The organism is Corallincola spongiicola, from assembly GCF_004284785.1.
Classification (GTDB): domain Bacteria; phylum Pseudomonadota; class Gammaproteobacteria; order Enterobacterales; family Neiellaceae; genus Corallincola; species Corallincola holothuriorum.
Map to the genome: position 1 here is coordinate 111,919 of NZ_SHLY01000004.1, position 23,659 is coordinate 135,577.

General features: G+C 49.5%; 19 protein-coding genes. 9 read left to right on the forward strand and 10 right to left on the reverse strand.

The genetic code is table 11. The annotated features are described in order from the left end of the window. Positions 1–3 precede the first annotated feature (3 nt). The 4 genes from EXY25_RS12645 (at position 4) to EXY25_RS12660 (ending at position 3,690) form a co-directional block, all read left to right on the forward strand. A complete protein-coding gene (locus EXY25_RS12645) occupies positions 4–516 on the forward strand; it encodes a PDZ domain-containing protein (protein ID WP_165419358.1) in 513 nt (170 codons plus the stop codon). Positions 517–627: 111 nt separating this feature from the next. Next, on the forward strand, positions 628–954 hold the full coding sequence (locus tag EXY25_RS12650; RefSeq protein ID WP_130567057.1) for an antibiotic biosynthesis monooxygenase family protein: 327 nt from the start codon (positions 628–630) through the stop codon (positions 952–954). A 104-nt stretch (positions 955–1,058) separates the two neighbouring features. Further along, the gene (locus EXY25_RS12655) at positions 1,059–3,212 is read left to right on the forward strand and encodes a cation:dicarboxylate symporter family transporter (RefSeq protein WP_130567058.1); all 2,154 of its coding nucleotides are present in this window, start codon (positions 1,059–1,061) and stop codon (positions 3,210–3,212) included. A gap of 22 nt (positions 3,213–3,234) precedes the next feature. Continuing rightward, positions 3,235–3,690, forward strand: coding sequence for a methylglyoxal synthase (locus tag EXY25_RS12660; RefSeq protein WP_130567059.1), 456 nt, complete (start codon positions 3,235–3,237; stop codon positions 3,688–3,690). A gap of 63 nt (positions 3,691–3,753) precedes the next feature. Here the strand turns inward: EXY25_RS12660 and EXY25_RS12665 are convergent, their stop codons facing one another. From EXY25_RS12665 to EXY25_RS12680, 4 genes are all read right to left on the reverse strand, one after another. Next, positions 3,754–4,797 carry a GMP reductase gene (locus EXY25_RS12665; RefSeq protein WP_114338253.1) on the reverse strand — a complete coding sequence of 348 codons (1,044 nt, stop codon included), beginning with the start codon at positions 4,795–4,797 and terminating at the stop codon, positions 3,754–3,756. 221 nt (positions 4,798–5,018) lie between these two features. After that, entirely contained in the window at positions 5,019–6,428 is a 1,410-nt protein-coding gene (gene pntB / locus EXY25_RS12670; RefSeq protein ID WP_114338252.1) for a Re/Si-specific NAD(P)(+) transhydrogenase subunit beta, read from the reverse strand. An 11-nt stretch (positions 6,429–6,439) separates the two neighbouring features. Further along, a complete protein-coding gene (locus EXY25_RS12675) occupies positions 6,440–7,999 on the reverse strand; it encodes a Re/Si-specific NAD(P)(+) transhydrogenase subunit alpha (protein WP_130567173.1) in 1,560 nt (519 codons plus the stop codon). Positions 8,000–8,293: 294 nt separating this feature from the next. Continuing rightward, positions 8,294–8,488 carry a hypothetical protein gene (locus EXY25_RS12680; RefSeq protein WP_114338251.1) on the reverse strand — a complete coding sequence of 65 codons (195 nt, stop codon included), beginning with the start codon at positions 8,486–8,488 and terminating at the stop codon, positions 8,294–8,296. Positions 8,489–8,668: 180 nt separating this feature from the next. Here EXY25_RS12680 and upp point away from each other — a divergent pair, with 180 nt between their 5' ends. Beyond that, complete coding sequence (gene upp, locus EXY25_RS12685) at positions 8,669–9,298, forward strand: uracil phosphoribosyltransferase (protein ID WP_114338250.1); 630 nt, start codon at positions 8,669–8,671, stop codon at positions 9,296–9,298. Between the two features lie 60 nt (positions 9,299–9,358). Here upp and EXY25_RS12690 read toward each other — a convergent pair whose 3' ends face one another. From EXY25_RS12690 to EXY25_RS12710, 5 genes are all read right to left on the reverse strand, one after another. After that, a complete protein-coding gene (locus tag EXY25_RS12690) occupies positions 9,359–10,579 on the reverse strand; it encodes a uracil-xanthine permease family protein (RefSeq protein WP_114338249.1) in 1,221 nt (406 codons plus the stop codon). Positions 10,580–10,718: 139 nt separating this feature from the next. Next, entirely contained in the window at positions 10,719–11,210 is a 492-nt protein-coding gene (locus tag EXY25_RS12695; RefSeq protein WP_158538021.1) for a cupin domain-containing protein, read from the reverse strand. 117 nt (positions 11,211–11,327) lie between these two features. After that, the gene (locus tag EXY25_RS12700) at positions 11,328–13,745 is read right to left on the reverse strand and encodes a putative bifunctional diguanylate cyclase/phosphodiesterase (protein ID WP_130567061.1); all 2,418 of its coding nucleotides are present in this window, start codon (positions 13,743–13,745) and stop codon (positions 11,328–11,330) included. After that, entirely contained in the window at positions 13,742–14,779 is a 1,038-nt protein-coding gene (locus EXY25_RS12705) for a polyamine ABC transporter substrate-binding protein (RefSeq protein WP_130567062.1), read from the reverse strand. The genes EXY25_RS12700 and EXY25_RS12705 overlap by 4 nt, the downstream gene beginning before the upstream one ends. A 110-nt stretch (positions 14,780–14,889) precedes the next feature. Next, positions 14,890–18,339: an acyl-[ACP]--phospholipid O-acyltransferase gene (locus EXY25_RS12710; RefSeq protein ID WP_130567063.1), complete on the reverse strand. Its 3,450-nt coding sequence runs from the start codon at positions 18,337–18,339 to the stop codon at positions 14,890–14,892. A 132-nt stretch (positions 18,340–18,471) separates the two neighbouring features. Here EXY25_RS12710 and EXY25_RS12715 point away from each other — a divergent pair, with 132 nt between their 5' ends. Both EXY25_RS12715 and EXY25_RS12720 read left to right on the forward strand, forming a co-directional pair. Beyond that, positions 18,472–19,203, forward strand: coding sequence for a helix-turn-helix domain-containing protein (locus tag EXY25_RS12715; protein WP_130567064.1), 732 nt, complete (start codon positions 18,472–18,474; stop codon positions 19,201–19,203). Positions 19,204–19,336: 133 nt separating this feature from the next. Beyond that, on the forward strand, positions 19,337–21,010 hold the full coding sequence (locus EXY25_RS12720; protein ID WP_130567065.1) for a flagellar assembly protein A: 1,674 nt from the start codon (positions 19,337–19,339) through the stop codon (positions 21,008–21,010). Positions 21,011–21,053: 43 nt separating this feature from the next. Here EXY25_RS12720 and EXY25_RS12725 read toward each other — a convergent pair whose 3' ends face one another. Continuing rightward, the gene (locus EXY25_RS12725) at positions 21,054–21,923 is read right to left on the reverse strand and encodes an SMP-30/gluconolactonase/LRE family protein (protein ID WP_130567066.1); all 870 of its coding nucleotides are present in this window, start codon (positions 21,921–21,923) and stop codon (positions 21,054–21,056) included. A 121-nt stretch (positions 21,924–22,044) separates the two neighbouring features. On the opposite strand from EXY25_RS12725, the gene EXY25_RS12730 reads away from it, so the two are divergent. After that, positions 22,045–22,758, forward strand: coding sequence for a pseudouridine synthase (locus tag EXY25_RS12730; protein WP_130567067.1), 714 nt, complete (start codon positions 22,045–22,047; stop codon positions 22,756–22,758). Between the two features lie 10 nt (positions 22,759–22,768). Continuing rightward, on the forward strand, positions 22,769–23,653 hold the full coding sequence (locus EXY25_RS12735; protein WP_130567068.1) for a DUF3530 family protein: 885 nt from the start codon (positions 22,769–22,771) through the stop codon (positions 23,651–23,653). Positions 23,654–23,659: the final 6 nt, after the last annotated feature.

Below are 23,659 nucleotides of genomic sequence, written 5' to 3' on the forward strand. Positions count from 1 at the left end.
AACGTGCTTAACAGATCCAAAATTATTGCAATTAGCCTTGCTGTGCTCGGTCTGCTTGCCCATGCCTCGTCATCAGCAGATAGCGAAGTCAGAAAACAAGAGGCTGCGCCTTACGCCTTTTGGGGCGTCATTCTGCAGGGGCACTACACGGAAAAATTCAGGCAAAAGTACGACTTCAGTTTTCAGGGGGTGTTGGTCAACGGGGTGTCACACAATAGCCCTGCAGAACTCTCTCGTATTCATCCATGTGATGAGATCACTCATATCAATGAGCAACCTTTTCAAGATACCGATGCACTGATCCAATTTGTGCACAGTTTACCCGAAGATGAATATTTTCGTGTCAGGTTACTCCGCGCCGGACGGCAACTCACCGTTGATAGTTTTATTCGCTATTTTGATCCTGCCAAAGGGGATGCCAGACGCTTGGAAGATAACTTTAGAAACAGCTTCGGTCAGGATCGTTGCGATCTCTCTCAACACCGTCGCTTACCAATAGAGTTCACAGCTCCCTAGCCTTCGCTCTCTCCCTGACGCTCAAATAGCTTTGTAATGCGTTGATCACATGACGAATTCGCTGAAAATGCTATGGTTAACTAGTCACCAGCCATTGAGAAGGAAGAACCCATGTTTATTGTCATTAATCGCTGGCAGTTAAAAGAAGGCAAAGAACAGCAGTTTGAGCAAGGGTGGGGCGAAATCATCCAACGTAATATGCTGCATTATGGTGCGCAAGGTTCCAGGCTTCATCGTGCCAACGACGGCAGTTGGATCTCCTATTCCGTCTGGCCGAGTGAAGATCATTGGCAAGCAGCCCATAGTATTGATGACAGCGACCAAGAAGCACGGCTAAAAATGGTTGATGCCATTATCCGTGTTTACCCACCACAAACCATGGTACCTATGCTCGATATGCTGCATGAAACGCAGCCAGAAATGGATTCGTTGGTCTAAGTTATACCCTAGGCAAAGCCATTATTTCGGCATCAACACAGGCAACTAACCACCATCAGCTTTGGCCAATACAGAGCAAGTAATTTTATGTCAAAGGAGAGGCAATGAAGTTCAAACTATCCCTATCCAGCCTTATTTTACTGGCGATGTTTGCGGGTATTGGCGTGGGCCTATTCTTTGGCGAAATGGTTGGCTGGATGGAGTGGGTAGGAACGGGTGTGATCCTACTGATGCAGATGACCATCCTGCCCTATGTCACCGTTTCTTTGATCAGTGGCATTGGCAGGCTGGAAGGCAAAGCCGCCAAACTACTCTTTTCCCAAGCTGGGATCGTGATGCTGATTATCTGGGGTATGGCTTTGGTTGGCATCCTCGTATTACCGCTGGCGTTTCCAGAGGTCACCACCGCATCATTTTTTAGCACCTCAGTGATCACCTCGCCACCACCGGTGAATTACTACGATCTATATATTCCTGCCAACCCGTTTAAATCGCTAGCGATTGGCGCTATTCCTGCGGTGGTCATCTTCTCCATTGCCCTGGGTATCTCTTTTATCAACATGGAGGGGCGAGAGCCCGTCATCGCCTTTATGGATGTGGTGGGCAAAGGCCTTTCTCGTGTCACCAATTTCATGGTGAAAACACTGCCTGTCGGCGTATTTGCTTCGGCAGCGGGAGCGGCAGGCACACTGACCGTCGATGAATTTGCCTCCCTTCAAGTGTTTCTCGTTGCCTACGCCCTGCTTTGCTTGGCGCTGAGTTTGTGGCTCTTTCCCGCCATGGTGGCGGCCATTACACCTTTTAGTTATCGCGAAGTCATGTCGTTATCGCGGGATTCATTAATCACGGCCTTTGCCACCGGCAACATTTTCATCGTATTGCCGGTACTTATCGAAGGTTCAAAAAAACTGTTTGCGGAAAAAAATCTAACTCGTGCCGATACCGATGGGAACCTCGATGTACTGCTTCCCATCGCATTCACCTTCCCTAACGCAGGCAAACTAACCGTTATCTTTTTCGTACTATTTTGCGGTTGGTTTACCGGTAAAGATGTCTCCATCACCGCTTATCCTATGTTAGCGATGAGTGGCTTATTAAGCCTGTTTGGCTCTGTTCATGCAGCCATCCCATTTATGCTTAACAGCCTGCAACTGCCCTCCGATCTTTATCAGCTGTTTTTGGTCTCCTCCTTTATTACCGGCAAATTTAACTCTTTAGTGGCGGTGATGCATTTGCTGATCTTTGGCCTACTGACCACGGCATTAATCCAAAAACAGTGGCTGGTTACCACAAGAGATCTACTCAAAGCGGGCGGCATGGTGCTCGCAGGCTTGGTGCTAATGATTGTCAGCGCCAGGATCATCTCAAGCGTTATTATCTCCGAGTCAGGCAACACCGCTGAGCTATTGGGAAATATGCGAGTGGTCAATGAAGTTTCGACAGAAATTCAAGATCAGTACCCTGATCTGTCCACGGCATCCGCGCCAGCGGCTAATCTGCAAAGCATCATCCAACGTGGTGTCCTCCGTGTGGGTTACCTGCCCAACAACGCGCCATTTACTTACTTCAATCAGCAAAATAAATTGGTCGGGTTGGACATTTCACTGATCAATACCTTTGCGCAAGAATTAGGCGTAGAGATTGAGCTGATCCCTTACGATCCAAAGCGCCTAGATATCACCCTAAACCAAGGGCATATCGATATTGCGATATCCGGTATCGCCATGGATGCCACCTTAATGGGCAAGATGAACTTCACCGACCCCATACTGCAGCTGCATTTAGCTTTAGTCGCGAAAGACTATCGCTTGAAAGATTTTTCTACCGTACAGAAGCTCCGAGAGGCAGGAGAACTGAAAGTAGCCATTGTTGGTCAAGAGAAACTGGCCGAGCGGATCCAAGCGGCGCGCCCAGATATAACCCTGTTCCAACTAACTAATTACCAAGCCTATTTTGAACAACCGAAAGAGATATACGATGCCTTATTGATATCGGCGGAAGCAGGTTATGCCTGGAGCATGCTCTACCCTGACTATGGCGTTATCTTGCCTGAAGGCACGGATTACGAATTCCCTATGGCATTCGCGACCGCCAGAGGCAATTACAGTATGCTGGTCTATCTCAATAGCTGGATAACCTTGAAAAAAACCGAAGGACTAATCGATAAAGAGTACGAATTCTGGATTTTAGGCAAAGGTGCCAAGGAAGATAGGCCTAGATGGTCAGTCATCCGCGACTATCTGGGTTGGGTTAACTAGCAAACATTGCTTACGGAGCACTATGCAAACCACGCAACGTACATTACCGGCGAAAAAACGCTTAGCACTTGTTGCTCATGATCATATGAAGCAGCAGTTAATTGCTTGGTCTGAAGCTCGACGTGAGCAACTCAGTCAACATCGTTTGTTCGCTACAGGTACCACAGGCGCAATGCTCGCGCAGCAACTAGACCTCCCCATCCAATGCCTGCTGAGCGGTCCCATGGGGGGAGATCAGCAGCTCGGCGCGCTAATCGCTGAAGGCAAGATAGATATGCTGGTATTCTTCTGGGATCCCTTGGATGCAGTTCCTCACGATCCCGATGTCAAAGCCCTGCTAAGACTCGCTGCGGTCTGGAACATCCCTGTTGCCACCAACAGAGTCACCGCCGACTTTCTGCTTGATTCTAAACATATGAATCAAGCTTATGAAACCAGCATCCCTGATTACGCCAATTACCTAAAAGGGCGGACATAATATTCACCCCAAAAAACAAAAAAACCGGACATTGTCGTCCGGTTTTTTTCTGAGGCAATCGGTCTATTCTTTACCAAATACCTGATTTTCTTGCTCTTGCACACGAATAAAGGTCATACGTTTGGTCAGCTCTTTTAACTGCCGAGCACCAACATAAGTACAGGCACTCCGCACGCCACCCAGAATATCCTTCACCGTGGCATCTACTGGGCCACGATAAGGCACGCTAACCGCTTTACCCTCTGAGGCTCGATACTCGGCAACACCGCCCGCATGACGCTGCATCGCCGTTGCACTGCTCATGCCATAAAACTGCTTGTACTGCTTACCGTCACGCTCAATGAGATCACCACCTGACTCATCATGCCCTGCAAACATACCCCCAATCATGACAAAATCGGCACCGCCGCCAAATGCCTTGGCCACATCGCCGGCACATGAACAACCGCCATCTGACACAATCTGTCCGCCCATGCCATGAGCCGCATCGGCGCACTCAATCACGGCGGACAGTTGCGGATAGCCAACACCTGTCTTCACTCGGGTGGTGCATACAGAACCAGGACCAATACCAACCTTAATGATATCGGCTCCTACTAGGATAAGCTCTTCAACCATTTCGCCGGTCACCACATTACCCGCCATAATGGTGATGTCTGGGTAGCTTTCTCTCACGCGGCGAACGAAATCAACAAACGCCTCAGCATAGCCATTTGCCACATCAATACAGACAAATTGAAACTCTGGATGCTGCTTTAACAGTTGTCCAAGCTTTTCAAAGTCAGCCTTAGAAGTTCCAGTGCTCACCATGATGTAGTTAAAGATAGAGGCATCGTTCTCAGCGATAAATGCAGCCCACTCTTCCACCGTGTAGTGCTTGTGGATCGCAGTCAGCATCTGATGCTCTGCTAACGCTCGAGCCATCTCAAAAGTGCCGACCGTGTCCATATTGGCAGCCACTACAGGCACACCTGTCCAAGTACGACCGCTATTGTGAAAACGGTAGGTACGCACTAATTCGACTTCGGAACGACTTTTGAGTGTTGAACGCTTAGGGCGGATAAGGACATCCTTAAACCCCAACTTGATATCAGATTCAATGCGCATACTAAAACCTCTGGTGAGAAAACAAACCGGCGGACTTTAGCAAAGAGTAGCAGCTTAAAAGATTGCGTCAGGACAAAAAATAGCGATATAGCCCAACAACAAGTAACCAAAGGCAATTAAGTATTGCGACAATAGGACAGAGCTCGACGTATCGCTATGGCCAAAAAGCAGAAAAGGAGCCGATAGCTCCTTTTCTTATTCATTCATCTACACACTATGTTTTATAGCGCTTTCAGAATGTTATCCACACTGGCTTTGGCATCGCCAAACAACATCTTACTGTTGTCGTTAAAGAACAGTGGGTTCTGTACGCCAGCATAGCCTGTGGCCATAGAACGCTTAAATACCACAACATTCTCTGCTTCCCATACGTGTAGCACCGGCATACCAGCAATTGGGCTGCCTGGCTCACGCGCCGCAGGGTTCACGGTGTCGTTCGCACCAATCACCAACACCACATCAGTATCGGAGAAATCATCGTTGATCTCATCCATCTCCATCACGATGTCATAAGGCACTTTGGCTTCGGCCAACAACACGTTCATGTGTCCTGGTAAGCGCCCTGCCACAGGGTGAATGCCAAACCGCACCTGGATGCCTTTTTCACGCAACTTCTTGGTGATATCAGCAATAGGATACTGAGCTTGTGCTACCGCCATACCGTAACCAGGAGTAATGATCACGCTCTTGGCACTCTTCAGCATGTCGGCCACATCCTCGGCATTGGTTTCATGGTATTCGCCCACTTCCTCATCGCCAACGACAGTGCCACCATCGGTACCAAAGCCGCCCAAAATCACGCTGATAAAGGAACGGTTCATCCCCTTACACATAATGTAAGAGAGGATCGCACCAGAACTACCCACCAAGGCGCCGGTGATAATCAACAGATCGTTAGAGAGCATAAATCCGGCTGCTGCTGCCGCCCAACCTGAATAAGAGTTCAGCATAGACACAACAACTGGCATATCTGCGCCACCAATGGCTGCAACCAAGTGGTAACCAAATACAAACGCAATAAAGGTCATGATCAGTAAGGCGATGATATTGCCACTGTCCATGTACCATGCACCCAAACCAATAGAGGCGATCACCATCGCCAGATTGATAAAGTGCTTACCAGGTAAAGAAAGTGGCTTGCTGCTCATCACACCATGCAACTTACCAAAGGCAACAATCGAACCGGTGAAGGTCACTGCACCAATAAAGATACCAAGGAAGACTTCGACATCATGGATCGTCTTTTCAACACTGGTCTGGGTCAATGCTTGAGCAACCGCAGCAGCACTGCCTGGCTCAGGGTGAGATGCAATAGCGCTAGAAAAGCCGACTAATACCGCAGCTAAACCAACGAAGCTATGTAAGATCGCCACTAACTGTGGCATCTCGGTCATCTCGACTTTCAACGCTAAAACAACGCCGATAGCCGCACCAACCAGCATCGCTCCGGTCAGCCAGGTGATCCCGCTGATCTCGACACTAGCAAAGGTAGCCACGATAGCAATCAACATACCGGCGATACCATAAAGGTTACCGGCCTTGGCAGTTTCGTGCTTACTTAAGCCCGCAAGTGCCATAATGAACAGAACGGCTGCAAACAGATACGCAGCAACTAACAAACCTTGTGACATGCGTTATCTCCTCAGTCGCGCTGGAACATTTTCAACATGCGTTGAGTGACGGTGAAGCCACCAACAATGTTGATCGTCGCGATTAAAATGGCAAAGCCCGATAGCGCTAAGATCAGCGGGCTATCGGAATTCATCTGTACCAAGCCACCAACAATGATGATGCCGGAAATAGCATTAGTCACACTCATCAACGGCGTGTGTAAGGCATGGGCGACACCCCAAACCACGTAGTATCCCACCACACAGGCAAGAACAAACACGGTAAAGTGTGCCAGAAAATCGCTCGGTGCATTCTGAGCAACCCAACCAAACAGTCCGGCACCCACTGCAAGCATGGCAGGCTTAAGCCAAGGCTTAGGTTTTGCCTCTTCCACAGGCTCCGGCGCAGCCGCTTCTGCTGCAGGCTGTTGTGGCTGAGCACTGACCTTAATGGGTGGCGCAGGCCAGGTAACTTCACCCGCTTTGGCAACGGTGACGCCACGCAGGACTTCATCGTCGAAGTTAATGTCGATATTGCCGTCTTTTTCCAAGCACAGCAGCTTCATCAAGTTCACCAGGTTGGTGCCATAAAGCTGACTCGATTGTGCCGGTAAGCGCGATGGAATATCGGTATACCCGATGATAGTGACGTCATGCTTGACGACCGCTTCACCAGGCTCAGTTAATTCACAGTTACCACCGGTCAGCGCAGCCAAATCAACGATGACTGAGCCCGGCTTCATTGATTCGACCATCTCAGCCAAAATCAATTTAGGTGCCGGACGACCAGGAATAGCGGCAGTGGTGATGATAATGTCGACTTCGGCGGCCTGCTCAGCGAACAGTTTCATTTCCGCTTCAATAAACGCCTTAGACATCTCTTTGGCGTAGCCATCACCGGCACCAGTATCTTCTTCCTCATAATCGAGGCGTAAGAATGTGCCGCCCATCGATTCGATCTGCTCAGCTACTTCAGGGCGAGTATCAAATGCACGTACTTCTGCCCCCAAACTGCCCGCAGCACCAATCGCTGCCAATCCAGCAACACCAGCCCCAATCACCAACACTTTGGCCGGAGGAACTTTACCTGCTGCCGTTATCTGACCAGTAAAGAAACGGCCAAACTCATGGGCCGCCTCAACCACAGCACGATAGCCTGAGATATTCGCCATGGAGCTCAAAGCATCCAATGACTGAGCACGGGAGATACGAGGCACACTGTCCATCGCTAACAGATTGATATTTTTCTCTGCTAACACTTTCAGGCGATCTTCGTTCTGAGCTGGCCAGAAGAAGCTAATCAGAGTCTGCTCTGGTTTTAACAACTCGGCTTCGTCGTTGCCGGTTGCCGGATCAACCATAGGCGGATTGACTTTAAATATAATATCCGCACCACGCCACAGCGCCGCTGTGTCGGTGATTACTTCAACACCTGCCGCACTGTATGCGTCATCGGTAAAACTTGCCGCCGCACCGGCACCCGCTTCAATAGCGAGTTCAAAACCCAGTTTCTGCAGCTTCTCAGCAGTATCTGGCGTCAACGCTACGCGCTGTTCACCTGACATCACTTCTCGTGGCACACCGATTTTCATAGCCATGAAAACCTCCTGAACAATCGTTACAATCCCGTAGAAAGACGCGATATAAACCGACCATTTGGTCACTGTTTATTCGCATTTTTTAGTTTATATGCAAAAAATCTGAATATTTATACACTCAGGAAGGAAATTTTCCTACCATTTTTACTAGAAAACGCTAAAAAACAGCAATTTCTGAAAATTTATTACAGCGCACTCTAACGCCCACGCCTCTGCAATCAAACTAGACCAGTCCGGCAGTCTATTCATTACATGGTAATTGGGGGCAGTAACGCCCCCAAATGTAGATTACAGGCAGAAGCCGTAATCAGCCGCTTCAGGCTTCACGCACATGCCATATCCCGTCGTACAATCAGTGTCGACTGCACAACGCTGTTTTTCCTGCTTAGCCGCAGGAGCAGGCTCAGCCGCTGCTTCAGGCTCTGAACTTGCGCAAGCCGCTAACATGCCAACCATCATCAACATAGCCAGTAGTTGTTTCATTTCAATCTCCGTGTGCTAACAAAATCAAAACACGGCAACGCCGTGACCGCTTCCAAAGTGTAGACGGCTGACGCAGGATACATAGCCAATGAGATGATTGTCTTGGGTAAAATCAAAATGACAGCAAAGCAACTATGCTATTAACTGTACTGGTAATCATTATTCTCCGGAGATGCTGCAATGGCAGTCTATGAAATCCAACATCCTTTGGTAAAACATAAATTGGGTCTGATGCGGGTGCGTGACATCAGCACCAAACACTTCCGCGAACTTTGTGGTGAGATCGGTACTTTACTCACCTATGAAGCCACCCGACACTTAGAAACAGAAACCATTGATGTTGAAAGCTGGAGCGGCGAGAGCGTGCCAGTGACAAATATCAAGGGCAAAAAGATCACCTTGGTACCTATTCTGCGCGCCGGACTCGGCATGTTAGATGGGGTCATTAGCCTGCTCCCCAATGCCAAAGTGAGTGTCGTCGGTCTATACCGAGATGAAGAAACCCTTGAGCCTGTGGCTTACTTCGACAAAATTGTCGCCGATGTACCTGAGCGCACAGCACTGATCCTAGACCCTATGTTGGCAACAGGCGGTACGCTGATCGCCACAATTGACCTGCTAAAGCAGAAAGGCTGCACCCAGATCATGGGACTGTTCTTGGTTGCGTCGCCAGAGGGGATTGCCAAGCTTGAAGCTGCCCATCCAGATGTAGATATCTATGTCGCGTCGGTCGACGAGTACCTCAACGATAAGGGCTATATTATGCCTGGCTTAGGCGATGCCGGAGATAAGATATTCGGCACCAAATAAGTTTTCTGAACAATAAAAAAACCGCCTGAGGGCGGTTTTTTTATTCCTGCAAGCGACAGATTATTTCGCTGCAGATTTCTCTTGCGGCAACACGAGGTTAAGAAGGATAGCCACAATACCGCAAAGCCCTACCCCTTTAAGCGTAAAGTCGCCCGCGCTGATGCTCATTCCACCAATGCCAAAGACGAGCGTTATCGACACGATAGCTAAGTTACGCGCTTTCGCTAGATCCACCTGACTACGCACCAGGGTATTCATCCCAATGGCTGCAATAGACCCGAATAACAGACAAAGAATACCGCCCATGACAGGTACTGGGATGGTCTGCAACAAGGCACCGGTTTTGCCGACAAAAGCCAAACCAATAGCAAAACAAGCCGCCCAGGTCATAATGACGGGATTATAAGATTTAGTCAGTGCCACCGCACCGGTACACTCGCCATAACTAACCACTGGCGGCCCACCAAAACTGGCTGCAGCCATAGTAGCCAAACCATCGCCCAACAAAGAACGGTCAATCCCCGGTTTTTCGACAAAGTTCTTTCCGGTCACGTTGCTTATCGCCAAAATGTCACCAAAATGTTCGACCACGACAATCAGTCCCACTGGCGCAATCAACAAGATGGCCCGCCAGTCGAAAGACGGCGTGGCAAAATCAGGGGCCGCGATCCAAGGCGCTGCACCGACAGGAGTAAAATCAACGACGCCCAGCGCCAACGACAGCAGATAGCCCACCACTGCGCCCGCGATAATCGGCATCAGCTTTAACAAGCCTTTGGCATAAACCGCCACACCAACCGTCGTTAGCAAGGCCACCGATGAGATAATCAGCGCTGTATCGAGTTCAATCAATTGCACTGCGCCATCGCCGGTTTTACCCAAAGCCATGTTCACAGCAACAGGCGCAAGCGCCAAACCTATCACCATGATCACCGGACCAACGACCACTGGCGGCAGCAGCTTTTCGATGATCTGGATCCCACGTAATCGAACGAGCGCACTGGCAAGGACAAACACCAAACCGGCCGCCATCAAACCGCCCAATGTCGCGGACAAACCAAATTGGGAAATGCCCAGTTGAATAGGAACAATAAAAGCGAACGAACTACCAAGAAAAATCGGGATCTGACGCTTGGTGCATAACTGGAAAATCAGCGTACCTACACCCGCTCCTAATAAGGCGATATTCGGTGATAAACCAGTAAGGATAGGCACCAATACCAGCGCACCAAACGCGGTCAGTAATATTTGTGCCCCGAGCAGAGGCAAAGTGAAGTTCATAACGCATTCCTAGTTAACAAAACCGAGCGACTTTAACAAATTTGCTACCTAGCCTACTTGAGATAAGTCAGATTGCCAGCATTAGCAATACGTTTACGAAAGAGGTGAGCGCTAAGGAAGTAATAATCCGCGAGCCCGCTTACCCTTTGACACAAACACTTACCACCCGCGCCCCTTCACTTCCAGCTAACGCCGCATGGGACTGACCTAACCGAATAAAGTGCATATCGCCTGGCATTAGGGTCCGCTCCGTACAACCGCCCTCTGCATCTTCCACGGAGATCTTCAATGTACCTTCCAGCAGATAGTAGATCTCTTCCTTATCGCTATGCTGATGCTGTCCAATACTTGCCCCCGGTTCCATATAAAAATCAGCAAACATGTTGATACCGGACTCGGATATCCCTTCCGCTTTGTTGCCATCTTCACTTAACAACCATTTAGTCCAAACCCGCCCTTGGCCCTGCCGATAATCGCTATACTCGGCGTTACTATGGCAAGGCTCGTACTTCACGGTCGCCACCTCGTCCCCCTGTTTAAATACCACAGGCCCTATCTCGCGATGATAAACAGGGGTTTCCTCCTGCTGATGAAATTCCTGTTCGGTATAGACGTATCTGGACAGTTTCATAGAACCTCGGCGACCAAAAATCATAGAGAAATGAATATACATTTAACTCAACAGCACTCACATTAAGCGCCAAACAGATCAAAAAGAGCAAGATCCAAGCAACGGCTTTTGACGACGTTAACCTTTGCCGTTTAGCAACTCTAAAAGCTGGTTAAAATTCATCGGCTTATAAAGGTAGTACCCTTGAATAAAATCACATTTTTCGCTGTTCAAAAAGTCTAGCTGTTGCTGGTTTTCGACGCCCTCGGCGGTAACTGAGAGATTGTAGGCGTGGGCAAACTCCAGCACTATTTTGGCTACCCCTGGGGTATCTGCGGGCTGCTTCAAACCAATCTCTGCAGTATGAGTCCGATCAAGCTTGAGCTTTGTCACCGGCAGTTGGCCTAAATGCGCAAGGGATGTATAGCCGGTACCAAAATCATCCAGTACTAAGCCAACCCCAAGTTTCTTCAATGCATTGGCATTCGCCAAAAAGCGGTCGTCCAAATCAGCGGTCGCGGTTTCCGTGATCTCAATTTCAACCTGCTTGGGTGGTAACGCCATCGCCGAAACAACACCGGAGATAAAGTCTGCCAATCCGGGTTGTTGCAGGTGGGTATTTGATACATTAACAGACATGGAAAACGTAGAGTTTTGCTGAGTTTTTAGGATCTCAGCCAATGACCGGCAAGCATGCTCAATCACCCAACGATCAATCGCATAGATCAACCCCGACTGTTCAGCCACTGGAATGAACTTGTCTGGCCCGACACGGCCTAAACTTTCGCTTTGCCATCTCAACAATGCCTCTGCGCCGGCAATGAGTCCAGTTTTGCTACACACATAGGGTTGAAAAAACAGTTCAAATTCATCCTGCTCTAACGCCGTCGTCAACGCTCTTTCAATCACCTCTTTTTCTAACAGGTATTCAGCGATCTGCTGGCTAAACACCTGATACTGAGCACCACCTTTTAGCTTCGCCTGCTGTTTTGCAGCTTCAGCCAATTTCTGTAATTCCGCCACAGTCTCTGTGTGTTGCGGACTTGCAGCAATACCGATAGAGACTTGTAGATACACCTGTCCAGCACCCACAACCACAGGATCCGCTAACGCCGTGACCAATTGCTCAGCCAACGATTCAGCCAGCTCAAGATTGGCATGGAACAACAAAATGGCAAATTCATTACCAGCGGTACGCGCAACATAACTCCGATGATCAATCAGTTCGTCAAATGGTGGCTTAGCCATCATCGATTGCACTAGTTCACTTAGGCTCTTCAGTATTTGATCGCCCCCTTTGTCCCCATGGGTCTCGTTCAAATGTTTGAACCTATCAATATCGAGGATCAACAGAGCCATCTTGCTTTCTAACCCTTCCCCCAAGGAGCGTTGCAATACCAGGCGATTGTTGAGACCCGTAAGACGATCTGAGTACGCGACTTTTTCCAGTGCTGTCTTCGCTTGCCGCACTGATGTCACCATATCAGCAAAGCTATTATTGAGCTCTGCAAGCTCATCACCCCCCTTGGAGAGGGGAACATCTTCATCGATGCCCTCCTCTACGCCACGGATACGCTGCCTGATCATCATTAACGGCGTTACCACCGTACGCTTGATCGCCCAGCGCAACAGAATAAACAGCAGCAGGAAAGTAACTAAAAACAGCAAGATAACGCGCCATAAATACGCGTTGGCATCTTGATTTTCGATGCTCTCAGACACCATTGCGATAGAGATGGAGTCCCCTGAAGTTAACTGCGAGACCAGTTGAAACTCACCAACATTATCCAGAACCAATGACTGACCACGGATCAATTTCTGTTCGAGTTGTTGGAAAAGATCAGCATTTCCCACCTGCCAAGGCATTGAGGAGGGTCCAAAGATGAAACGCCGTTCACGATCAAAAACTAGCAGAGCTATCCCCTGCTTAAGATAGAGCTCTTCAATCGCATCAGCGACATCTAAGCGATCGACTTCAGCAACTAAGGTATAAAGCTCACCGCTTGCCGCTGGCGACTGGCTGGTTCTGATCAATGAGGGGGAAAAACGCTCTGCTAATCTGAAAGTCAACGCGCCATGATTATTTCTCAGTTCGGAATCAACATGACTATGTGGGTAGGCCTGCAGCCGTTGCAACAGGGCAAGATTAGCATTATCGACATCAGCAAACGGGTCAACATTCTCCCCCACCATAATGAGCTGCTGATGCTCAATGTCATAAAGAGAGATACGCTTAAAACTACTGAGCTCCCTGGTCAGCTCATCCAAAGCAAACATCAACCGCGGCTTTAGGCTCACTTCACGCAACTTTGCATTACTGGTAAAGAGATAATCATCCATCTCACCGATTTTGGAGATGGCTCTTAACTGGGCGATCTCAAGCTCTAGCCGCTGGTTGCCCTGCCGAACCCAATTTCGATGCTGCAGCTCCACCTGTTGCCGAACTGCCTGCCTGTCATCTTGCAGCAAAAACCAATACTCAACCACAGACAACACCGAGACTGTCAGAAACAGACTGGGCAGAATAATCAGCAGAAATTTTGACTCTAACTTCATCGTATAACCGACAGCAGTATGCGCGAGCGCAGATCACTCGATGCTGACACATCACCATAATATTCACTTTGTTCCCGCACATCAGCGGGAAGATAAATATCGGTGTTATCGAGCAGAGTTTTCGGCAGGAATGATTTTGCGCTCTCAACGGGCGTGGCATAGCCAGAGTCTTCACTCAACCAAGCGGCATATTGAGGCGTTAGCAACAACTCAAAAAACTGGTTGATCGCTGGTTCTTGCTCTGAGCCACTCAACATGGCTAAGCAATCGGTCCAAACAGCACTCCCCTCCTTAGGTACTACATATTGCCAATCTTCATGCCCGGTAAGTTCTATCAAGGTATCGAGGTCACCGTTATATAGCATTGTCGCCACCAGCTTCTCTTTGCCCTCCTCCTGTTCCACCACATCCAATGGGTTGGCGTACGCCAGCACATCTTGCTTTTGCTGTTGCAGCAGAAGATAGGCTTGCCGCAACTGCTCAGGATCATTGCTATTGATCGAGTCCCCAGCAGCCTTTAATGCTGGGATTAATAGCTCTGTCGCATCGGGCAACATCACAATGCCACCTTTGAGTGATTGCTCCGGTCGTAACAGATCTAACCAACTATCTATCGCAGACGACACTTTTGAACGGCGATAAGCAATGCCCAAACTTCCCCAAAGGTAGGGCACACCATAGTTGTGGCAAGCATCAGCAAACACCGCAGGCACTTGTTTCTCCACCAAGGCTGCAACGCGCTGACTCAACGGCGCAATAATCCTTGCGGCGGCATAGCTTTCTATCGATTGATTGTCGATCACCGCTATATCGAACTCTTTTCGCCGCCCACCAAACAACACACGATCTCGTTCCTCGTCACTTTCAAAATAGAGTTCATGGATCTCGCGCCCGGTGACCTGTCGATAATGGTTAAACAGACGCTCAGAGCTATAGTATTCCCAGTTGTATAGTTTGAGCGGGGCAGTGGCAGTGGCACAAGGTAACCAACCGACCACGGCAAAGATCAACAAAAGTCGCAGGAGACGTATCATCAAACACCACAGCGGCCATGAATTTGTAGCTAAGTGTAATCAAAGAAAGGGAAAAGTGCGCAGCATTGCGCTGCACACTTACGTTTAGATTGCGCAGGAGTTGCACCAGATCACATGGCGACAGCGAGCGCTTTCACCTGTTGATAATCTATCTTGCCGCTACCAAGGGTAGGAAGCCCATCAACCTTGATCACCGCAGCGGGTAAAAACAGATTATTCAGCTCACCGATTTTGCATTGTTGTCGCAGCTCGGTAAGCGAAATATCCTGATCAACTAACACCACCAAGCGTTCCCCTTTGCGTTCATCAGCAATCGCGACGACCGCTAGAGAAAGCTCAGGGAACTGCGGCAATAACAACTCACTTAGGCTCTTTTCTACAGCACTTAAACTCACCATTTCACCGGCGATTTTGGCAAAGCGAGAGTAACGATCAACCACGGTGAGAAAACCGTCTTCATCTAACCACCCCTTATCACCAGTCTTATACCAACGGATCCCATCGATCTCGACCACGGCATCGGCGGTGCGCTCTGGATCATTCAGATACCCTTTCATCACCTGCGCTCCCCCAATCAAGATCAGACCCGCTTCTCCCTGTGGCAACAGTGCCAGTGAATCAGGGTCGACAATGCGGAAGCTGCTGCCCGGTAACGCCATGCCGACAGTGCCCGGCTTATTTCCCTTCTGCACTGTCCAGTAGCGGGTATCCAGTTGATCTGGAACATTCACACTGGCAACCGGGGTTGTTTCAGTGGTGCCATAGCCTTCGACCACCTGCTGCCCATACTTGTTCTGAAAACCATCTCGTACCGCTGAGTCTAAGCGCTCTGCCCCGGACACCACCAGACGCAGTGAACTGAGCATCAACGGGTGGGATTGGCGACTGTTGGTCATCAAACGCAATATGCTCGAAGTAGCGCAGTACAATGTTGCGTCATAACGGGCTATCGCCTTGCTTATCCTGCTCACATCCGTGGGGTCAGGATGAGACACCAACGGGATCCCTTCAACCATTGGCATCAGCGTGGTCACAGTCAGGCCAAAGGCATGAAATAACGGCAAGGAGCCCATCATCACATCCGAGTCCTGCGTGTTAAGCAGATCAGATACCTGCTTAATGTTAGCCATCAAATTACGGTGGCTCAGCTTCACCCCTTTCGGCGAGCCTTCACTCCCTGATGAGAACATTATTGCTGCGGTACGCTCCACATCAATCTTCGACACAGACAACCACTGCAACAGGCTAATCGGCAGTGCGGTGACCAGCAACTGGCGCCAGATCACCGACCACGGCGATACCTTAGCAAACAGATCTTCCAGATATATAACATGCAACGAAGAGAACAGCGCTTCGACGGCAAAGCCGCGCTTTTCTAACTTTTTAACGAAGCGTTTAGAGGTCACCACCAGATCTAGGTCGGCATTAGTTATCGCACCCTCGAGGGCGCACAGCGATGCGGTATAATTCAAATTGACGACAGCCTTGGCACGCATCAGCAGAGCCATATTAGCCAAAGCGCCACCATTGCTGGCCGGCAGCAAAACTCCCACCCGACGTTTTTTGCTCTGAGATGCCAGGCGGTTAGCCAATAAGTGGGTAACAGCCAACGCACGTCTACCTGATAATGACTTACCATCACTGTCGGTGAGTAACGTGTTGCCGCCGACACGGCTTGCCGTTCTTACCCAAGCAGCAGGCACCGACGGCAACGCCTTGGTGTAATGTTCCCAAGCTTGTACCGACAGTTCAGATACCCTGCGCTTAAGCTCATCCGGTGTTGTAGTGATCGCCATTGGCAAGCCAAAACTTACCACCACATCACGGCGACGTCCCTGCTCTCGGTTACTTCTTAACTTGGCACTGGCACGACTAAAACGACTCCCCCATAACCCGCGCAGATAAAATGGCAAGATCTTAACATCGGCATTGGCAAGCGCAGCAGCTTTGGTATAACCATGCTTAAACTCGGCCAACTGACCATTGCGACTAATGGTTCCTTCGGGAAACAAGCACACCACCTCCCCTTGATTAAGCAGTTCGGCGATCCGGGCAACCGATTTCCGATAATCACCAGAAGCGATCGGCACGACGTCAAACAAGCGGAAAAACCAATTCAGATACCAACGCTGATATATGCTCTTTTCCATCACAAAACGCACCGGGCGTGGCGAAGCTATCTGCACGATTGCCCAATCAATCCAACTAATGTGGTTACCCAGCATCAGGACGCCACCTTGTTCCGGGATATGCTTAAAACCATCTACGCGCAAGCGATATCCCCGAGTTGCGATAATCGCTAACAGGTACCGCACTAAAGACTGCGGTAGCTTCCACATGGTGTACAACGCACCCAAACTGGCGACAGCACATAGCAGCCAGATCAATGCTGCACCATCGATCCCGACCATCGCCAGTAACACGGTCATCACCAGGAAGCTCAACATCCCCACGTTTTGCACAAAGTTGTTTCCAGCCAAAATGCGACCACTCTCATGCTCTGGGGCATGAAACTGGATCAGGGCATTGAGCGGGATAATGAACAGGCCACCAGCCACACCAATCAAGATAAAGACCAATGCAAAGCTAACCGTAGAACTGATAAGAGGGATTAAAAAGAGTCCCAGCGCCACACCAACTGCACCTAAAGGAATGATCCCCGTTTCAATATGGTGCTTAGACACGCGACCAGCCAATAACGATCCCAACATGATCCCGATACCGGTGCACGCTAATAAGCCTTGGATCACCACGGTGTTATCTTCCGACAACACCGATTTTGCAAACGCTGGAAACGCGGCCAACATCACCTGTGATACCGCCCAAAATACAGTTAAGCCGATGATCGATAGCCAAATCACTGAGTTGCGGGAGACGGTGGTCAAATTCTCTTTCAGGTAGGTACCACGGCGATACGCTTTGATATCAAAAGACATCTTGCTGTCGACAGGCTGAGTTTGTGGCAAACGGTAGGCCATCAGCAACTCGATCACCGACAAGGCAACTAAACTCCAGCCTAACGGCGCAATAGTCATTAAGATATGACTGGTATCATCCACGGGCTGATCAACAAGGTAGCCCTCAAACAGAATTGAGTAAGCGAAAATTCCGCCCAAAATACTGATCGTCGTGATCGCTTGCACCACACCATTGCCTCGAGCCAACCTATCTTTCCCTAGTAGCTCTTTGATATAGCCATACTTCGCTGGCGAATAGATCGCACTTTGCAAGGCCAATAGAAAAGTCATGGCGAATGCCACCCAAAACCAGCCAAGGTAATAGCAAGCGGTGATCGCCAAGGTGATCCCGACTGCGGCCCAGGCACTCATCTGCATCACCCGCTGTTTCGGATACTTGTCTGAGATAAATCCAGATGGTGAAAATAGCAAAATGAACGGTAGTAATATCAGGGCATTAATGATTGCAGTGAGGATCACTTGTGAACTGCCGTCGTAGGTTTTAAAGATAGTATTTTGGATCACTATCTTATGCCCTAGGTCGACAAACGCGTTTAAAAACACCATCACCAGATAGGGTAGGTACCCTTTCACCTTCAACATTGTCTACTCCATGTAGTCTTAATTGCGCCTAAGACTATTGAAAACAGAAACTATTCGATACCAAAAACTGATTGTTCGCATAATAGTCGACCCAAGGTATTATTAGTTAATACCAAATAGCGAATATCACTTATGAGCCAAGCAAAAAAGATCCATCAGGCGCTGAAACTAGCACTGAAACAAAAAACAAAAAACTATCGTGATGTGGCTGAGTGTTTAAACCTTTCCGAAGCATCAGTGAAGCGCCTGTTTGCAACAGCAGGCTTTACCCTAAAGCGAATCGATAAAATTTGCGAATGGCTGGGAATAGATTTCGTCGGCTTAGTTGAATTAATGGAGCAGCAGCAACCAAAACTGAATGAACTCAGTCATGCTCAGGAACAGCAGTTAATCGACGACTCAATGCTCCTTCTTGTGGCAATAAGCGCCTTAAACTATTGGCAGTTTGATGAGATCCTTCGCCACTATGAGCTCTCGGCCACTGTCTTGATCCAAAAACTGGCGACACTTGATCGTATGGGAATATTAGAGCTACTGCCGGGTAACCGGATCAAATTGATTGTGGGTAACAACTTCAAATGGCAAGCCAGAGGTCCCATCCAAACATACTTCCGATCACGAGTAGAACAAGAGTTTTTTCACCATGATTTTAATGATGACAGCAGTGAGATGGTGTGCCTCAATGGCATGATGACTGACGACGCTTTAGCGCAGTTAATGCAAGCACTGGAAAAACTGTCAGAACAGTTTAACGAGCTCAATCACGTTCAGAGGAAACTGCCAATTGCTGACCGCCACGGTACCACCTTGGTGCTAGCGTTAAGACGCTGGCAATTCAGTGCCTTTGCTGACTTTCGCAAGTAAAAAGGCAGCGTAAAGTTAGCGGCACCATCAATTAAGCGGTATTTTTGCCAGCTTGGTCGCGATTTAGTCACTCCGAACTGGATCAAGCGCATTGACATCAGTAGCTTATACTTGAGGAAAGCAGTGCGGTAAGATGATGTTTAGAGCAACGCAAGATAATAGTCAGGTTGAGTGGGTTGTTGATGATCCAACAAGTGCCCCTCTTCCTTCGCTTGAACAACTCAAAAAGGCATTTTCAGAATCGCCTTATGCCAGCTATTGCTTTCTTGAAGGCGTATTTGAAGAAGCGTTAACCCAACTCGCCGTTGCCGCTACCGCCAGCACCGCCTCAACAGAAGCTCTCGTTTTTATCATCGCTGAACGTAAAGACGCACAGATCCGCGTCGTTGTTAGCGACGATCAGATGATGGCTGGTATTGAGGTCATTGGTGCATTTGGTGGGAAGCAACTGGATCTTGAAGCGCTGCAATATGCGCTTGCAGCCAACAGTGTGACCTTTGGGATCCACGAAAAGAAGCTAGCAAAGATCGCCACCCATTTACAATCGTTAGCGCCAGGAGAAGTATTCCAGGGAGTGGTCGCTAATGGCTCGCCGCCAAAAGCGGGCAGTGATGGCGTTATCAAGCAATTAGCCAGAACAGCAAAAGATCGAATACTCCGTCCAAAAGAGAAAGAAGACGGTACCGTAGACATGCGGGATCTTGGTGACCTGGTCACGGTTGCCGAAGGAACACCTCTGATGGAGCGTGTTCCAGCGACAGAAGGGGCAAGCGGCACCGACGTCTGTGGCAAACCGATACCGCCCGAGCCAGGTAAACAGCCTGCATTATCATCAGGTAGCGGTACGCGCTTTAATCCAGTAAACCCTCACCTATTGGAATCGTCACGAGAAGGCGTCCCTGTAGAAATAGAAAACGGCATGATGGTGGACGATGTCCTTGTCATCAACCAAGTCAATGTCACCACAGGTCATGTCAGATTTAAAGGCTCTGTGATCATCGAAGGTGATGTAGGTGAAGGCATGGTCGTCGAAAGTGGCGGTGACATTACGGTTGGCGGGGGAGTCAGCTCTGCCACACTGGACGCTGCTGGTAGCATCACCATCAGCAAAGGGATTATTGGGCGCCCCATCGATCATGATGAGATAGACAGTGGCAGTAACCATGCCGATAGCATGAACTGCCACATCACAGCGAAGTTAGATGTTGCGGCAAACTTTGCTCAGTACGCCGCAATTAATACCGGTAGAAATATCACTCTCACCAGACAAGCAAGTCATTGCGACATTAGATGCTTACACACCTTAACGCTTGGCAGCGAAGACAATCCACGAGGACGCCTGCTCGGGGGGATCGCCAAAGTCGGTGAACAGGTAAAAGCAGGGGAAATAGGTACCGCCGCTGGGGCAAAAACAGAGATCGATATGTCGGTACTGTTTGTGGTCATGAAACAACAGATGCAGGAATCATCCCGCGCGCTGAAACGTTCAGCCGAGAATGTCATCGAGGCCGCCAGTCAGATCAAGCAATTAAAAAAGGCAGAAAAGCCTGAGCTGTTACCTGAGTTGAAAAACGCCGTAGCGCGGTACAAGTCAAGTAAAAAGGAGAATGCGGAGCTGCAGCAGGAGGTCGAGCACTATCGGAAAGAGGTCCTGCGATTACAAAAAAGCTGCCAAGTGTCAGCAGCCAGTAAACTACACTCTCGGCTAACCGTGCAATTTGGTAAACAGCGGGTCACCAGCGAGCGTGACTATGGCCCATCGATAATAAAAATGACCGATGAAGGTTTGCAGATATCCCCCATCTAAAGCTCGGCGGCCAGTAGCCTACTCTCTGGCCGCACAAAATCTATCAGCCTTTAAATTTCGGCTCGATTAACCCTGTTACCGGTAAGTTCACCGAAAACAGGCTACCCGACAGCGGATACTGCGCTTTTTCTGGCGCATAGTCTGTGTCCGCAGTGGTAATAAACAGGGTGTTCATTGACTCACCACCAAACGCCACCATCGTTGGGTTTTTCGCTGGCACTGTGATGGTATTGACGATTTTTCCCGCTGGACTGATGCGAACCACCCGGCCACCACCATATAAAGCACTCCAATAATAGCCCTCGCTGTCAACCGCGGCACCATCAGGGCGGCCAAAGCCATGGGGAAATCGAATAAACTCGCGTTGATTACTCACCGCCCCGGTCACCACATCATAATCACAGGCGAATACCACATGCCTTGGCGTATCGGAGTAATACAGAGTCTTGCCATCAGGACTGAAAGCTAGGCCGTTAGAGGTCCAGTTATTACCCACCAGCTTGCGCACTGACAGATCCAGATCCAAGGTATAGTAATGACCACTATAAGCATCTTTGTTTGGGTTTAATGTACCAGCTAAAAAGCGTCCAGCAGGATCACAGCGGCCATCATTAAAACGCTGATGCGGCTTATCTTGTTCGGGATCGGCAATCGGGGTAATGCCCCCCGCCAGAGAGTCGATAGTTACAAAGCCAGATCTTAGACCAGCGACAAAGCCCCCCTTTTCTCTAACCGCGAAGCAGCCGATCTCTTCGTCCAACTGCAGGTAACTGTCTTGTCCGGTTTTCGGATCAAAGGCGTGCAGGCGCCCCGCATCGATATCAACCCAAAACAAGCGCTGCTGCTCCGGATCCCAACGCGGACACTCCGCCAGTTGTGCGCAATTAGCCAGCGCCGTGATCACTTCACTCATCCCTTCACTCCCTCAGCTTACCGATAACATTTTGCAGCCGCACACTATAGCCCAGCCACGTAGAGTGGCAAACCGATTCCAGTGCCAGTATCATCCGCGACTTCACAATGTAGGGGTTTTCATGAGTCTTATCGCCTATCACCCGCCCACTATGCCAGCTTTTGACCTGCTATATGGAGATGATCAACTACTGGTATTTAACAAGCCAAGTGGTCTGCTGACTGTTCCCGGCAGGGCAATCGAGCACAGAGATAGCCTGGCACTGCGGGTACAACGAATTTGGCCTGAAGCGCGGGTCGTTCATCGCTTAGATATGGCCACCTCGGGGTTAATCGTCATGGCGATCGGTGCAGATGCGCAACGTAAGCTCAATCGGCAATTTGAAACCCGCGCCACGGCGAAAACCTATCATGCCTTGATCTGGGGGGAGCCCAACGCGGAGCAAGGCACCGTTGACCTGCCTCTACGTTGCGATTGGCCTAATCGGCCGAAACAGATGGTCGATGTCGAAGCCGGCAAGCCGTCCCAAACCGATTGGCGCGTACTGGCCAAACATGGCAACTACAGCGAGATCGAATTAACGCCCATTACTGGCCGCAGTCATCAGCTGCGAGTACATATGTTAAGCCTGGGTCATCCAATACTCGGAGATCGCCTCTATGCCCATGACCAAGCATTAGCCATGGCTTCACGGTTACAACTCCATGCATCGACACTCTCTTTGTATCACCCACTAACCAACGAATGGCTCACATTTTCAGCGCCTTGCCCGTTTTTAGGTAAACCTTTAGCAAAAGTGGTCGATAAACAGATAGGGTTTATTGCAAATAACTAGTTCGGGTGCCATGGACAATAGCGCGTTCCACCGACTTAAACGGTTCATCGTCACGCTGCCACTCGTTGCGTTCAGCCTAAACGCGTTCGCAGCCCCACCGGCAGATGAGGCGACGTTAGCCCGTTACGATAGAGATAGCGAGCTGGTACCACTTGGGGAGCCGGACAACCCATTTAGTGCGCTTAAGCTGGAGGCGTTAACCCCACAAACCAAAGGGGTCGTCATTCTCGTTCCCGACTGGGGATCGCAGCCCGATGAACAGTTTGGTGTGGGGTATCTGAGGCGACTGCTACCTTCCCACGGTTGGGTCACCCTGGCGATCACACCGCCACCTGTTGTTGATAGTGAAAATCATGTCTCACCTTTGGATAAAGCAGATGAGATGGACCCTAGCCGCAGAGCTCCAGATCCACTTAAGCCTTATCAAGCCGACGAGTGGCTCAGCGAAGAGAGTCGCCAACAACAGATCGAAGCATATAAAACCGCACTGCTGCAGCGAATGGAAGCCACGGTTAAAGTGAGTTCACAATACCCTGGGTTCTATCTGGTGATCGCTCAAGGTAGCAGTGCTGGCTGGTTAGCTCAGCTCTACGCCGAAGAGAAACTAGCGCCTGCCGATGCCTTCGTTACCATAGGTGCTTACTTACCTGAACATCAGCTGAATCGCACGCTGGCAACGGCAATGGCCAAAACCAGCATTCCGGTTTTAGATCTTTACAGTCGCTACGACAATCGTTGGGTGCAAGACACTGTCACCCTGCGCCCACAACTCGCGAATAAGTACTTTAAGCTTCACTATCGCCAGCGAGAGCTGTTTGGTGATGTTGCTTTTAGCCGCAGCGACGAACGTTTGTGGAAAGAGATTTACGGTTGGTTAACTTACCTTGGCTGGTAAACGGTA

Coding starts and splice junctions, on each gene's coding strand:
- EXY25_RS12650 (WP_130567057.1), top strand. CDS start 628: ATGTTTATTGTCATTAATCGCTGGCAGTTAAAAGAAGGCAAAGAACAG.
- EXY25_RS12655 (WP_130567058.1), top strand. CDS start 1,059: ATGAAGTTCAAACTATCCCTATCCAGCCTTATTTTACTGGCGATGTTT.
- EXY25_RS12660 (WP_130567059.1), top strand. CDS start 3,235: ATGCAAACCACGCAACGTACATTACCGGCGAAAAAACGCTTAGCACTT.
- EXY25_RS12665 (WP_114338253.1), bottom strand. CDS start 4,797: ATGCGCATTGAATCTGATATCAAGTTGGGGTTTAAGGATGTCCTTATC.
- pntB (WP_114338252.1), bottom strand. CDS start 6,428: ATGTCACAAGGTTTGTTAGTTGCTGCGTATCTGTTTGCAGCCGTTCTG.
- EXY25_RS12675 (WP_130567173.1), bottom strand. CDS start 7,999: ATGAAAATCGGTGTGCCACGAGAAGTGATGTCAGGTGAACAGCGCGTA.
- EXY25_RS12680 (WP_114338251.1), bottom strand. CDS start 8,488: ATGAAACAACTACTGGCTATGTTGATGATGGTTGGCATGTTAGCGGCT.
- upp (WP_114338250.1), top strand. CDS start 8,669: ATGGCAGTCTATGAAATCCAACATCCTTTGGTAAAACATAAATTGGGT.
- EXY25_RS12690 (WP_114338249.1), bottom strand. CDS start 10,579: ATGAACTTCACTTTGCCTCTGCTCGGGGCACAAATATTACTGACCGCG.
- EXY25_RS12695 (WP_158538021.1), bottom strand. CDS start 11,210: ATGAAACTGTCCAGATACGTCTATACCGAACAGGAATTTCATCAGCAG.
- EXY25_RS12700 (WP_130567061.1), bottom strand. CDS start 13,745: ATGAAGTTAGAGTCAAAATTTCTGCTGATTATTCTGCCCAGTCTGTTT.
- EXY25_RS12705 (WP_130567062.1), bottom strand. CDS start 14,779: ATGATACGTCTCCTGCGACTTTTGTTGATCTTTGCCGTGGTCGGTTGG.
- EXY25_RS12710 (WP_130567063.1), bottom strand. CDS start 18,339: ATGTTGAAGGTGAAAGGGTACCTACCCTATCTGGTGATGGTGTTTTTA.
- EXY25_RS12715 (WP_130567064.1), top strand. CDS start 18,472: ATGAGCCAAGCAAAAAAGATCCATCAGGCGCTGAAACTAGCACTGAAA.
- EXY25_RS12720 (WP_130567065.1), top strand. CDS start 19,337: ATGATGTTTAGAGCAACGCAAGATAATAGTCAGGTTGAGTGGGTTGTT.
- EXY25_RS12725 (WP_130567066.1), bottom strand. CDS start 21,923: ATGAGTGAAGTGATCACGGCGCTGGCTAATTGCGCACAACTGGCGGAG.
- EXY25_RS12730 (WP_130567067.1), top strand. CDS start 22,045: ATGAGTCTTATCGCCTATCACCCGCCCACTATGCCAGCTTTTGACCTG.
- EXY25_RS12735 (WP_130567068.1), top strand. CDS start 22,769: ATGGACAATAGCGCGTTCCACCGACTTAAACGGTTCATCGTCACGCTG.